This window comes from Bacteroidia bacterium (assembly GCA_039924845.1).
Lineage (GTDB): Bacteria > Bacteroidota > Bacteroidia > DATLTG01 > DATLTG01 > DATLTG01.
In genome coordinates, this window is record JBDTAC010000009.1 from 1 (window position 1) to 13,058 (window position 13,058).

Annotated in this window: 12 protein-coding genes, 1 tRNA gene and 1 pseudogene; 9 read left to right on the forward strand and 5 right to left on the reverse strand. The window is 35.0% G+C overall.

All coding sequences use genetic code 11. The features are described 5' to 3' along the window. Window positions 1-1,307, reverse strand: a 1,307-nt coding sequence (locus tag ABIZ51_01200; GenBank protein ID MEO7087390.1) for an aldehyde dehydrogenase, incomplete at its 3' end; no start/stop codon positions are given. 193 nt (window positions 1,308-1,500) lie between these two features. On the opposite strand from ABIZ51_01200, the gene ABIZ51_01205 reads away from it, so the two are divergent. Next, entirely contained in the window at window positions 1,501-2,538 is a 1,038-nt protein-coding gene (locus ABIZ51_01205) for a YncE family protein (protein MEO7087391.1), read from the forward strand. 135 nt (window positions 2,539-2,673) lie between these two features. Here the strand turns inward: ABIZ51_01205 and ABIZ51_01210 are convergent, their stop codons facing one another. Next, window positions 2,674-3,057 carry a T9SS type A sorting domain-containing protein gene (locus ABIZ51_01210; protein ID MEO7087392.1) on the reverse strand — a complete coding sequence of 128 codons (384 nt, stop codon included), beginning with the start codon at window positions 3,055-3,057 and terminating at the stop codon, window positions 2,674-2,676. A gap of 74 nt (window positions 3,058-3,131) precedes the next feature. Between ABIZ51_01210 and ABIZ51_01215 the strand changes: the two genes are divergently transcribed. Together ABIZ51_01215 and ABIZ51_01220 are read left to right on the forward strand one after the other, a co-directional pair. Next, window positions 3,132-4,811 carry a HAMP domain-containing sensor histidine kinase gene (locus tag ABIZ51_01215; GenBank protein MEO7087393.1) on the forward strand — a complete coding sequence of 560 codons (1,680 nt, stop codon included), beginning with the start codon at window positions 3,132-3,134 and terminating at the stop codon, window positions 4,809-4,811. Between the two features lie 7 nt (window positions 4,812-4,818). Beyond that, the gene (locus tag ABIZ51_01220) at window positions 4,819-5,514 is read left to right on the forward strand and encodes a response regulator transcription factor (protein MEO7087394.1); all 696 of its coding nucleotides are present in this window, start codon (window positions 4,819-4,821) and stop codon (window positions 5,512-5,514) included. Window positions 5,515-5,573: 59 nt separating this feature from the next. On the opposite strand, the gene ABIZ51_01225 is transcribed toward ABIZ51_01220, so the two are convergent. Further along, a tRNA-Val gene (locus ABIZ51_01225) sits at window positions 5,574-5,648 on the reverse strand. 170 nt (window positions 5,649-5,818) lie between these two features. Here ABIZ51_01225 and ABIZ51_01230 point away from each other — a divergent pair. Next, a complete protein-coding gene (locus tag ABIZ51_01230; protein ID MEO7087395.1) occupies window positions 5,819-7,918 on the forward strand; it encodes a tetratricopeptide repeat protein in 2,100 nt (699 codons plus the stop codon). Between the two features lie 64 nt (window positions 7,919-7,982). On the opposite strand, the gene pdxH is transcribed toward ABIZ51_01230, so the two are convergent. After that, window positions 7,983-8,633, reverse strand: a complete 651-nt coding sequence (gene pdxH, locus ABIZ51_01235) for a pyridoxamine 5'-phosphate oxidase (protein ID MEO7087396.1) — start codon at window positions 8,631-8,633, stop codon at window positions 7,983-7,985. A 50-nt stretch (window positions 8,634-8,683) separates the two neighbouring features. Between pdxH and ABIZ51_01240 the strand changes: the two genes are divergently transcribed. After that, the gene (locus ABIZ51_01240; GenBank protein ID MEO7087397.1) at window positions 8,684-9,268 is read left to right on the forward strand and encodes a tRNA-(ms[2]io[6]A)-hydroxylase; all 585 of its coding nucleotides are present in this window, start codon (window positions 8,684-8,686) and stop codon (window positions 9,266-9,268) included. 225 nt (window positions 9,269-9,493) lie between these two features. Here ABIZ51_01240 and ABIZ51_01245 read toward each other — a convergent pair. Then, window positions 9,494-10,060, reverse strand: a pseudogene (locus ABIZ51_01245) (radical SAM protein). 311 nt (window positions 10,061-10,371) lie between these two features. Between ABIZ51_01245 and ABIZ51_01250 the strand changes: the two are divergent. From ABIZ51_01250 to ABIZ51_01265, 4 genes are all read left to right on the forward strand, one after another. Then, window positions 10,372-11,190, forward strand: coding sequence for a hypothetical protein (locus ABIZ51_01250; GenBank protein MEO7087398.1), 819 nt, complete (start codon window positions 10,372-10,374; stop codon window positions 11,188-11,190). Window positions 11,191-11,195: 5 nt separating this feature from the next. Next, window positions 11,196-11,573 carry a hypothetical protein gene (locus ABIZ51_01255; protein MEO7087399.1) on the forward strand — a complete coding sequence of 126 codons (378 nt, stop codon included), beginning with the start codon at window positions 11,196-11,198 and terminating at the stop codon, window positions 11,571-11,573. A gap of 126 nt (window positions 11,574-11,699) precedes the next feature. Further along, window positions 11,700-12,461, forward strand: coding sequence for a slipin family protein (locus tag ABIZ51_01260; GenBank protein MEO7087400.1), 762 nt, complete (start codon window positions 11,700-11,702; stop codon window positions 12,459-12,461). A 136-nt stretch (window positions 12,462-12,597) separates the two neighbouring features. Next, window positions 12,598-13,058, forward strand: a 461-nt coding sequence (locus tag ABIZ51_01265; protein ID MEO7087401.1) for an NAD-dependent epimerase/dehydratase family protein, incomplete at its 3' end; no start/stop codon positions are given.

The window sequence follows — 13,058 nt, forward strand, 5'->3', positions numbered from 1 at the left end:
ACAATTCCGCTGTGAATTTGTTGTGCCATGCGGTGTGCCCGCGATAAATGTTCCGTCCAAACAGTAGCCGCTAATCCGTATTGCGTGCTGTTGGCGTAAAGCAGCACTTCTTCTTCTGTTTCAAACGGAGCAATGGTTACCACTGGACCAAAAATTTCTTCTTGATTGGTTCTGCAATTATAGGAAAGTCCTTCGATAACAGTTGGTTCCATAAACCAGCCGTCAGCACAATTGCCGCTGAGTTTCGCTTGGTTTCCGCCACATAAAATTTTTCCGCCTTCTTGTTTCGCGAGCTCGATACAGGATTTTATTTTTTCTAAATGTTGTTGGGAAACGATGGCTCCTAAACGTGTTTTTTCGTCCGAAGGATCGGCAGGAATTAATTCTTTTGTTCGTTTTACAAATTCTGTTTTAAATTTTTCGTAAATAGATTTCTCTACGTAAATACGTGATCCACACAAACAAATTTGTCCTTGATTGGAAAAAGAAGATTGCATTGTGGTCTTCATCATTTTCTCGAAATCACAATCGGCGAAAATAATATTTGGATTTTTTCCGCCCAACTCCAAGGATAATTTTTTAAACATCGGAGCCGCTTTAGCAGCAATGTCAGCTCCTGTTTTTGTTCCTCCCGTAAATGAAATTAACGGAATATCCGGATGCGCAGTAATAGCTGCGCCTACTTTGTGTCCGTAACCGTGTACAATATTTAAAACGCCTTTCGGCAAACCGGCTTCGATGCACAATTCCGACAATAAATAAGCTGTCATCGGTGTAATTTCTGAAGGTTTTGCCACCACACAATTTCCAGCAGCAATGGCGGGAGCAATTTTCCACGTAAATAAATAAAGCGGCAAATTCCACGGAGAGATGCATCCAGCAACGCCTACTGGCTCGCGCAAAGTATAATTTATTGCAGTATTTTCCATCGCATGCGCTTCGGTAGCAAAATGCAAAATGGCGGTAGCGTAAAAATGAAAATTGCTCGCAGCACGCGGAATATCCACTCTTTTCGCCAAAGAAACAGGTTTCCCGTTATCAACAGATTCTGCTTTTGCTAATTTTTCTAAATCTCTTTCAATGAATTCCGCAATGCGAATCATGATTTTAGAACGTTCCTCTTTCGGCGTAAGCGACCATTTTGGAAATGCTTTTTTAGCCGCGTCGGTGGCGAGTTGCACATCGCGTTCGTCCGAATCGGGAATTAAAGAATATACTTTTCCGATTGCCGGATTGTAATTATCGATATAGCTTTTACCAATGGGTTCGAGCAATTCTCCGTTGATGTAATTTTTTATTTTTTGCATGATAAAATAGTCTGTTCGAAAAATTATTTTTTCAACCTTGTTTTTCTGTACACAAAAGAACAAAAAAAACGGGATTGTTTTTTCCGAAAAAAGAGACTTCAAAAAAATATTTTTTTGGAAAGGCTTTTAAGATGAAAGATTTCTTTCCGATAAAAGAAATATCTTTATGAAGAAATAATTTAAAATTTCTTTTATGAAAAAAATAATTTTTGGATGCCTTTGTGTTTTCGCAAGTATCGCAGCCACAAAAATAAATGCGCAAACTAATTTTAAATTCAGTCTGAGCGATAGTATAAAAATTTCAGGTGATACTGGCTGGGATTATTTAACCACAGATGATTCCACTGGACGCGTTTTTATTTCTCACGGAATAGAAGTACAAGTATTGAACGAAAAAACAAAAAAAATTATTGGTACTATTCCTGATACAAAAGGCGTTCACGGAATTGCCATCGCCAATGAGTTAAACAAAGGCTTTATCAGCGATGGAAAAGATTCTGCAGTTACAGTTTTCAATTTAACCACCTTAAAAACAATCATAAAAATACCTGTAACCGGACAAAATCCCGATTGCATTTTATACGATTCGTTTACGCATCGCGTATTCGCTTTTAACGGACACACCTCCAACGTTACCGTGATAGATGGCACGAACAACAAAATAATTGGTACTATTTATTTAGATGGAAGACCGGAATTTGCGGTGAGTAATCAGGCAGGAAAAATTTATCTGAATTTAGAAGATAAAAGTATGATTTGCGAAATTAATTCGAGCACATTAAAAGTGGAAAGAACGTGGTCTATCTCGCCAGGGGACGGACCAAGCGGCTTAGCGATAGATATAAAAAACAATATTTTATTTTCGGTATGCGATAACAAAACAATGGTAATTTTAAATGCACAGACTGGCAAAATAATTACCACGTTGCCCATCGGCGACAGAGTTGACGCGGTTGCTTTTGATCCGTTTACACAATGCGCATACAGCTCCAACGGCGATGGAACATTGACCATTGTTCACGAAGAAAATCCAACTACATTTTCCGTGATACAAACCATAAAAACAAAAAAAGGTGCGAGAACGTTGGCGGTAGATAAAAAAACACATCGCATTTATTTGCCAACAGCCGATTTTGGAGCTGTTCCAGAACAAAAAGTAGGAGAAAAAAGAAAACGCCCGAATATCAAAAAAAACAGTTTTGTTTTGTTAGAAATTGATTTACAGAACTGAAATTTTAGGCTTTAGAAAAATATTTTTTCGAACATATTTTTTTGAACTAAAAAAACATGAAAAAGGCGCTATCGGGGAGAAGCGCCTTTTTGCTAAATCACTATTGTTTTGCACGAAGTTTACCTAACATTAAACTTACTCAACAATGATTTTTTTACTGATAGATTGATTGCCTTGTTGTAAATTCAATAAATAAATTCCTTTCGGACGATCACTTAAATCAATCGTAAGATTTAATTTTTGAGCCTCGTTCATTTTTTTCTCAAACAATGTTTGTCCGATAATATTAGTAACTGTTAACGTAGCGGTAGACGTATTTCCCAATTCAATTTGTAAATTTATTTTTCCTTTCGAAGGATTTGAAAACACAGAAAACTGGCGAATACTGGTTACATCCGAATCATTTTTCATGTTCTGTACAAAATAATTTTTCGAAAATGCATTCATTCCAATAAAAATAAATGCCGTCAAAAAAATAATTTTTCGAGATACTTTTGCGAATATTACAGAGCTTTTCATAACAATTGTTTTTATTTTGATGACACAAAAATATCTTGAAAGCCTTTATTGACGTGTTAAAGCATCGTTAATGATTGTTAAAAAGTGTTAAACCATCTATTCATCCGTTTGCTTCGCGTACTTTTGTAATAATGAATAAATACAACATCCGTTTTATCAGCGTTTTCGTGAGTGCTGCGCTCATTGGACTTATTTTTATCCAATTGTATTGGATACAAAATGCAGTAAAATTAAAAGAGCAACGTTTTAATCAGGATGTTACGGAAGCTATGAATAGCGTGGCTTACAAGATGGAAAAACAATCTACCGCTTCCAAATTAACCAAGCGATTTAATTTCCGAAAACAAGGTGTGCGTTGGTTGCATCAACAAGATTCTTTAGATAAAACTTCGCATTTAATAACCGACGGAACGGGCGATCACAAAGCGTTTAAAGTAAACGACGATAAATACAATGTGCGGATTTCGGAACAAACCGTTGCGGATTCGAACGGTGTAGAAGTAAAAACATCCAATCAGAAAGCTTACGTGAGTGATTCTCTCAACGCTGGAGCATTTAATTTTGATTTGAATTTTCAGAAAAAAAATTCTTCGACAGACGAAAAAATTGATTCGAGCGACGAACGTTATAAATGGTTTATGCACCGTTCGGATATGGTAAATGATATTTTTGATGAACTTGTAAGCATCAATGTTTACAATGATTACAGCGAGAAGCAAGATACCGTTTTGTTGGATTCTTTATTGCATACCGAGTTGGCAGATAAAGGAATTAACACGAAATATAAATTCGGAATTATCAATTCTGATAAAAAAGATTCACTTCTAAAAAACGTTTCTGGATTGGACGAAAACCTTATCAATTCGAGCTTTAAAGTAAATTTATCACCCGATAATATGTTCATCAAACCACAATTTTTATCGGTTTATTTTCCGAACCAAGAAAATTATATTTTAAGCACCTTGCGCATTATGTTGGGCATTTCTGCAGGATTAATTTTGTTCATTATTTTTTCTTTTTATTATACGATTTCTACCATTTTAAAACAGAAAAAATTATCGGAAATAAAAAATGATTTCATCAACAATATGACGCACGAATTTAAAACGCCTATCTCCACCATTTCCTTAGCGTGTGAGATGTTGGGCGATACAAGTGTCAATAAATCAACTGAAAAAACAAGTAATTATTTGAGCATGATTCGGGAAGAAAATAGACGCTTGAGTTTACTCGTGGAAAATATTTTGCAAACCGCAATTTTGGATAAAGGCGCTTTCAAATTGAAAACGGATGTAGTAGATGTGCATCAAATTTTAACGCAAGTATTGGGCAATATTCGTTTGCAAGTAGATAGCAAACAAGGCGAGATCATTACGAATTTGAACGCAGAAAATTATTTTTTGGAAGCCGACAAAGTGCATCTCAGCAATATTATTTATAATTTAATTGACAACGCACTCAAATATTCCTTGCGAAATCCTGTGATAGAAGTTGGAACAAAAAATGTGCAGGGCGGAATTGAAATTTCCATCAAAGACAATGGAATTGGCATCAGTAAAGAAAATCAGAAAAAGATTTTTGAAACGCTTTACCGTGTCCCTACGGGAAATGTGCACAATGTGAAAGGTTTCGGATTGGGATTAAGTTATGTGAAAACCGTGGTAGATAAGCATCACGGAACAATTACCGTTGAAAGTGAATTGGAACATGGAAGTACTTTTCGAATTTTTTTACCCTTACAAATGAAAAAATAAAATCATTATGAAAGAAGAAAAAATAAAAATCTTATTGGCAGAAGATGACGCCAACTTAGGCAATCTTTTAAAAGAATATTTTGAAGCAAAAGGCTACGAAATAAAACTCGCAGTAAACGGAAAAGAAGGTTTTGAATTCTTCTCGAAAGGTGCTTACGACGCGTGTGTATTGGATGTGATGATGCCCATCAAAGACGGTTTTACACTTGCCAAAGAAATTCGCACGCAAAATAAAGGCATTCCAATTATTTTTTTGACGGCAAAATCGATGAAAGAAGACGCCATCGAAGGATTTACTATTGGTGCGGACGACTACATTACCAAGCCTTTCAGCATGGAAGAATTATTGATGCGTCTAAAAGCGGTTTTACGCAGAACAAAAAATCAAGCGGAAACAGGCAACGATCAAAACGAATTTAAAATCGGGAAATATTCTTTTAATCATGATCATCAATTACTTGAATTTAAAGGAAAGCAACAAAAATTAACTACCAAAGAAGCCGATTTATTGAAACTGCTTTGCGTGCATTCCAACGATGTACTCGATCGCAACTTCGCGTTAAACGCGATATGGCACGACGATAGCTATTTTAATGGACGCAGCATGGATGTGTACATTACCAAATTGCGCAAATATTTGAAAGAAGATTCTTCTGTGGAAATTTTAAATATCCACGGAAAAGGCTTTAAATTACTCTCCTAATATCCTAATATCGTTCCTAAAAAAAGAAAGCCGCCTGTTTAGGCAGCTTTCTTAAACCGTGGGAACTACTGGGTTCGAACCAGTGACCCTCTGCTTGTAAGGCAGATGCTCTGAACCAGCTGAGCTAAGCTCCCAATATTATTTGGGTAACGGGCTGCAAATATATACACTTTGTTAGAATGTGCAAAACATTTTTGCTTTTTTGCCCTTATTCACTTTAAATACGTCGAAAATTTATTTTTTTGAATGCCCTAAAAACGCGCTTGAAACTTATTTTTTATATCTTTCGTTCGATTTTTAAACAATGAAGTTTTTTTTAAATATTCTTTCTGATTCCCGAAAACGCTTATTGTTTGGCGGTATCCTGTTATTGACAATTATTTGTTACAGTTCCGGCATCAAAAATGATTTCCTAAAAGGCTGGGACGATGGCGTTTATCTGTTTGATGCTCATTATCTCTATCACCTCAACGCCGCAAATATCAAATACATGCTTACCCATCAGGAGCAAGGGAATTATCATCCAATTACGATGCTCAGTTATGCGGTGGAATATCATTTTTTTGGGTTAGACAGTCCTGTTCCTTATCACATCGATAATTTATTGTTGCATTTAGCGATTACGATGCTGGTTTTTTATTTTATTTATTTACTTACCAAAAATTATTTTTTGGCTTTTGGCGTGATGCTCCTTTTCGGAATACATCCGATACACGTGGAAAGCGTTACATGGATTTCGGAACGAAAAGATTTACTGTACAGTTTTTTTTACCTGCTTTCGCTGATAAATTATGTCCGATTTTCTGCTTCATCCGAAAAAAAATATTTCAACTACGCCATTTTATTTTTCATTTTATCTTGTCTTTCCAAAGGTATGGCGGTGAGTTTAGCTGGCGTAATTGTGGTGATTGATATTTTTCAGAAAAAAACCTTCGACAAAAAATTAATTTTTCAAAAGCTTCCATTTTTTGCTTTGGCTTTATTGTTCGGAATTATCGCTGTAAAAGCGCAAGGACATTCTGTTCAAGCCAATATTCCGTACACCATTTCCGAACGTTTCCGAATTGTCAATTACACCATTATTGCCTTTTTTCAGAAACTGATTGCACCTGTTAATTTATGCGGCTTTTATCCGTATCCACCCAAACCAAACAATCAATTGGAAAGTTATTTTTGGTTTTTTCCTTTGGGAACTATTGCCATTGCCGCGATTACGATTTACTCTTTACGCTTCACGCGAAAAATATTTTTTTGCCTCGGATTTTTTATGGCTTCCATTATCATGGTGCTTCAAATTTTACCTGTTGGCGGCGCTTGCATGGCAGACAGATATGCGTACATTCCGTCCATCGGATTTTTTTTATTGATGGTATATACCGCAGAATTTCTCTGGAATTATTTCAAAAAAAACATCCCTATTAAATTTTTATTGGGCATTGCGGCGGCGGCGTATTTGTTGTGGTTGCCACTTAATACGTTTGCGTATTGCAAAGTATGGGATGGAAATTTTAAATTTTACAACGATGTTTTGAAAAAATATCCAACTTCTACCGTCATGCGCTACAATCGCGGAAGAGAGTTGTATAAATTAGATAAAGACGACGCTGCGATGGATGATTTTATGTTTTGTATGCAAGTGGAACCAGACAATTACCGTCCTGTTTTGATGGTAGGAACAGAACATTATAAAAAGAAAGAATACCGCAGCGCCATTGGTTTTTACAATCGTGCCATTGCGATGAACGATACGTGTTTTGATGCTTTTAATGATCGCGCTGTTTCGTATGCGATGCTTCGTGTTTCGGATTCAGCTTTACTGAGTTTTAACAAGGCTTTGCAACTGCGCCCGAACGATAAAGATGCCTTGGGAAATCGGGATTTATTATTAAAAACAAATCCAACTACACTTCAAGCAAGCGATTCCATCAATCAAAAAATAGCTGCTGATCCGAATAATCCGCTTTTATATTATCAACGCGGATTATCCTTGTATCAAAATAAAAATTTTGACAAAGCATTGGACGATTTCAACAAAGCTATTTCGCTTCGTAAAAAATATACCGATGCCTTGTATTATCGCGCTATTGTGGAAGATGCGCAAAATAAGCCAGAAAATGCGATGGCAGATTACAATGCCGTTATTCGCATCGATCCGAAGTATGAAAATGCTTACAACAATCGCGGAATCGAATTTGGAAAAGCTGGAAAATTAGACCTTGCTTTAAAAGATTTTAAAACCGCTGCCGCGATAAATCCCAATAACGGCGATGCTTTTTACAATATCGGATTTACGTATCACATTATGAAACAAGACGACCAAGCTTGTCCGTACATTAAAAAAGCAGCCGAAATGGGCAATCAACAAGCCATTCACGCCGAAAATGATTTTTGCAAAGACAAGTAATTTAGCGATTCCATTTTCTCGTTTCAAAAAAATAATTTTTCGAGCAGTAAAAAATAGTACACCGCTATGGAGCCAAACGGCTTGTTGTCCAAACGTTTTTTTTCAATGAATATAAAATACGATCGTGTAAACGTCCACTGCGTCCTTGCCAAAACTCAATAGACATAGGGCTCAACACATAACCGCCCCAATGAGGAGGTCGAGGAATTTCGGTACCAGAAAATTTTTTTTCAAAATCAGAAAAAGCTTTTTCGAATTCCGAACGATTTTTTATCGGCTTACTTTGCGCAGATGCCCACGCTCCTATTTTGCTTTCGTATGGACGACTTGCAAAATAGATATCTGATTCTTCCTTTGTTTGTTTTTTGATAGTGCCTTCTATTCGAATTTGTTTTTCGAGCGATTGCCAATAAAAAGTGAGTGCAGCAAAGGGGTTTTCTGCCAATTCTTTTCCTTTTCGGCTGGTATAATTGGTATAAAAATAAAACCCTTTGTCTGAAAATTTTCGCAACAATACAATTCGTGCAGAAGGTTTTCCTTTTCTGGAAGCTGTTGATAAAATCATTGTATTTGGCTCTGGAACATTTGATTTAACAGCTAATTCAAACCATTTTTCAAATTGTTCGATTGGATTTTTCATTACCAATTTTTCATCCAAACTGCTTTTCTCATAATTTTTTCGGGCTGAAAAAATTTTTTTTTCCAATTGTTTCATAAACCTTTTTTTACTTTGCAAAAGTAGAGATAATTTTAATTTCTTTTTTCATGAAATATTCGATTGATTTAACATTCCAAACACCTGAAAGCTGGATAAAAAAAGTGCTTTCTGATTTCGATTCCTTTTTGCAAGATCATGCCGATTGTGAGCGCAAAGCTTCCGCAATGGCGATGAGTTTTATCGCGAAATGTCCGGATAAAACAGAAATTATTCCGGAGTTAATTGAAACCGCTTTGGAAGAGTTGGCGCATTTTCAACAAGTATATCAATTGATGGAAAAAAAAGGAGTTCAACTAAAAAAAGAAATGCCGCAAGATGTGTATATTCATGAACTTATTGCCTGTTGCCGCTCCGGAAAAGAAGAACGATTATTAGACAGAATGTTAATTGCATCCATCGTAGAATGCAGAGGTGCCGAGCGTTTTCGAATGATTTCCGAAAATAGTGAAGAAGACGAATTGAAATTATTTTACAAAACTTTATGGACTTCCGAAGCCAAACACGGAACCCTTTTTGTAAAATTGGCGTTACATTATCACGATGAAAAATTCGTTTACAAACGCTTGCACGAACTCACCAATTTAGAAGCAGAGATTTGCAGCAAACTTCCAATACGAGCCGCTTTGCATTAAAATAAGCTCTCTTTTGTCTTTCGAAAGAATAATTGAATTCAGAATTTGGCAAACGAAAATACTGTTGATACAAAGAGGCAAGAAAAATTATTTTTTGATAAAGGCTGTTTAGAAAGAAAATATTCAGAAAAAACTAAGGAAGCGGACAAGTAAATTCTGTGGTTAAATAATAAGTACTACTTCCGGAAAGCCAAGGTGCGGTACAAATTCCAATTGTCCATTTATTGAACGAAATTTTTTTTTCCAGTCCACTACATTTTTTGCACCTTCCAACACTTTTTCTAAATTACCTCCAATGCGGTACTGTTCGTAGGTTTCCTGCGTTGTTCCATCAATGGAAATAATTAATCTATCTAATCCTGATTCGACTGTTTTTTTTGCATTTCCCGAATTCAAATAATGAGCGTTGGTGGAAGTGGCGGTGTAAATATTTTTTTCGGAAGCGGCTTTTACCATTTCTAAAAATTGTGGATTCAAATACGGTTCGCCTTGAAAATAAAAAATGAGGTACAACAAATTATTTTCTAATTCGCTCAGTACTTTTTGAAAAAATTTTTTTTCGAGCATTCCGGTTGGACGCGTAAACTCGCGCTTTCCGCTTGGGCATTCCGGACAACGTAAATTACAAGAAGTAGTAGGTTCTATCGAAATACTTATTGGCATTCCGCGATGACGAACTTGTTTGGTGATTTTAGAAAAATAAAAACTTCCCAAAATCTGAATTGCATTTAACGATTTCGAAAAGGTAAGTTTGCTTAGAAAATTAATTCCGTCTGTTATTTTTTTTCTCACGAAAAATAAGTTTTCCGTAAAGATAGGCTTTTCAGTATTTCTATAATTACAGAAAGGTAGAGTAAAGATGGTTATCGCTTAAAAAGAAACTTAAACAAATTAGTAGATAAATTTTAAACAGGCTCAATGAGTTTTAAAATTAGGAAAAATTATTTTTTATATTAACAATCAGCACGATAAGAATAGAATTAAAAAATAAAACCTTTTTTACTTGTTGTTTTGTTTTGTGATATTAACTTTGTTGAATTTACATCAGTTAACGGATATGCCGAAAACCGCTTAGAGTAGGCACAAAACAAAAACCTTAAAAAATGAAAACAAAATTACTTTTAATTGGAGTAGTCTTCGGTACTGCTGTAATTTTATCAAGTTGTAACAAAGCAACTATTGCACCTCCTGATGAAAATGCTGGAACAATGAATTTTGACCAAACAAAATCAGAGATAAATGCTTTAGTGGCAAAGTATCCGCCTTCAAACCATAAGACTCCTGTGTGGCTGGGAACTGCTTTAGCTGATGCTGGTGGAGCTTGGAGGGGAGGAGTAGAGGGGTCTGAGTTTGGTCCTTGGGGTACGGGTGCAGGAGCTGTGCTTGGTGGTGTTTTTGCATCGCTTTGTTATGGCACTGCAACTGGGGTTAGAGTAACTTCATTACCTCCAAGTGTGGTTACATCAAAGTTTTATGATCAAATAGGCGACATGCATAATAGTATATTGTTTTATCTTATGAATTCGGATTATTCAAAAGGTAACCAGATTGATACTTTGGTTGTTTTCAACACAATTAAAGTACAACTTGTGAACGACTGGAATGCTTTGGAATATGATAAAAAATCAGTAGATGATATTCATGTCGATTATTCTCAGTTTGTAAATTATTGTAATGAAGGAATTGAATTTGCAAATACCCGCAATGTAAATTTGTTAACGAATGACATACAAGCTAGATTTGTCTTAGGACTTTATGTGAATACAGTTTCTAATTTGGATAATAAATATTTAGTAAATGTATTCACTACTGCTTATTCAGCTATTGTTCAACAAAGTGCTATTGCATCGCCAACCAAACAAGGAATTTTAGTTTTTCTTACAGTGTATAATCACAGCTTTTCTTACTGGAATAATAAATAAAAATTATGGAAACAAGACTTGGTTTATTTCAAAAAGTAATTGGAGCAATTATTTTTATTTGCTTCGGTTTGGATATTCTTTTTTTTAAACAAATAACATTACTAAAATCAATCATAGCAACCCAAATTATTGGATATGTAGGTATTGCTATCATTTTAGCTTATTTAATAAGCATCATTTTAAGATTCAAAAAAACTAAATCAATACCGCCCATCAAAGGTTGGGGAAATTTTATTGTTTATATTATTTTTTTGATATTAATGATGAATTCTCTGTTAAAAAGCAGTCTCATTTTATTTTTAATAGTAGGAATTCTTGGCTTTATTGAAATTGTAATAGGTTGTATGATTAATTTAAAAAGAGGTAATATAACAAATTCATAAAAAATATTAGGTCAAGATAAGTTAAAACATTTTATTTTTGTCTTAATTTATCTTGATCCTTTTTATATTTACGGCTATTAAAAAAATAGCTTCGACATTAAACAAACAAATTTTAAAACAATCAACATGGCACCAATTATCGCAATTATTATTGTATTGCTTTTGTCTGGATTTCGCATTGCACAAGAATATCAACGTGGTGTTGTATTTCGGCTTGGGCGTTTTAAAGGTATAAAAGGTCCAGGAATTTATTGGATTATTCCCTTTGTTGACAGACAACAACGAGTTGATATCCGAACAAAAACGGTGGATTTAGAGCAACAAGAAACGATCACGAAAGACAGTGTTACCATTAAAGTAAATGCGGTTCTTTGGTTTAAAATAGTTAATCCGGAAAATGCAATCATTCAAGTAGCCGACTTTAACAAAGCTGTGTATCAATTTTCTGTAACCGCTTTACGAAATATTATTGGACAAAATACACTTGACGAAGTATTACGTGAACGAGAAAGTATTAATGCAACACTTCAAAAAATTGTGGATTCAGCATCAGAATCGTGGGGAATTAAAATTGAAATGGTAGAAATGAAAGATGTTGAAATTCCAGAAGCTATGCAACGAGCAATGGCGAGAGAAGCAGAAGCTATTCGAGAAAAAAGAGCGCGTATTGTAAAAGCTGAAGCTGAATTAGAAGCATCTATAAAGTTAACTCAAGGTGCAAAAATAATGGAAGGAAGTCCAATTTCACTTGAATTAAGAAGAATGCAAATGTTATCAGAAATAGGTATTGATAATAGTACAACCACTGTTTTTGTTTTACCATCCGACTTTACAAATGCGGCTAAAAGTTTTACCGAATTTGTCAATAAAAAGAAATCGGAAGAGTAAAATTTACTTTTTAGGAGGATGATGATTGATAATTTTTATCACTTATTTTATCCAAGTTCTAAATTTTTAGTTGAGAAAAATTATTTTTTCAAGGCTCTATTTTTAATCGCTAAATTCGCTTTCAAAACAGTAGAAAATGATTTTAGTAACAGGTGGAACAGGTTTAGTAGGCAGCCGACTTTTATTCGATTTAGTTAAATCCGGAGAAACCGTAAAAGCGCTGAAACGTAATGAAAGCAATCTTTCGAGCGTCAAAAAAATATTTTTTCAAAACGGAGATCGTGATGAAAATATTTTCAAAAAAATTACTTGGGTACATGGAAATATCAGCGATTATTTTTCGGTAACTGATGCCATGCAAGATGTAGAGCAGGTTTACCATTGTGCTGCTTCTGTTTCTTTCAACACCAAAGACAAAGAAATTATTTTTAAAACCAACGAGCAAGGAACTGCCAACATGGTGAATGCCGCCTTGGAAAAAGGAATTAGAAAACTATGTTACGTAAGCTCTGTGGCTACCTTAGGAAAAACACTTCATAAGGAGTTGATTACAGAAGAAACTTTTTCGGATATTTTGGTGGACAATTCCAATTACGC

What these genes read in the sequence shown, in the direction of transcription:
- ABIZ51_01205 (MEO7087391.1), top strand. Translation starts at nt 1,501, where the DNA reads ATGAAAAAAATAATTTTTGGATGCCTTTGTGTTTTCGCAAGTATCGCA.
- ABIZ51_01210 (MEO7087392.1), bottom strand. Translation starts at nt 3,057, where the DNA reads ATGAAAAGCTCTGTAATATTCGCAAAAGTATCTCGAAAAATTATTTTT.
- ABIZ51_01220 (MEO7087394.1), top strand. Translation starts at nt 4,819, where the DNA reads ATGAAAGAAGAAAAAATAAAAATCTTATTGGCAGAAGATGACGCCAAC.
- ABIZ51_01230 (MEO7087395.1), top strand. Translation starts at nt 5,819, where the DNA reads ATGAAGTTTTTTTTAAATATTCTTTCTGATTCCCGAAAACGCTTATTG.
- pdxH (MEO7087396.1), bottom strand. Translation starts at nt 8,633, where the DNA reads ATGAAACAATTGGAAAAAAAAATTTTTTCAGCCCGAAAAAATTATGAG.
- ABIZ51_01240 (MEO7087397.1), top strand. Translation starts at nt 8,684, where the DNA reads ATGAAATATTCGATTGATTTAACATTCCAAACACCTGAAAGCTGGATA.
- ABIZ51_01250 (MEO7087398.1), top strand. Translation starts at nt 10,372, where the DNA reads ATGAAAACAAAATTACTTTTAATTGGAGTAGTCTTCGGTACTGCTGTA.
- ABIZ51_01255 (MEO7087399.1), top strand. Translation starts at nt 11,196, where the DNA reads ATGGAAACAAGACTTGGTTTATTTCAAAAAGTAATTGGAGCAATTATT.
- ABIZ51_01260 (MEO7087400.1), top strand. Translation starts at nt 11,700, where the DNA reads ATGGCACCAATTATCGCAATTATTATTGTATTGCTTTTGTCTGGATTT.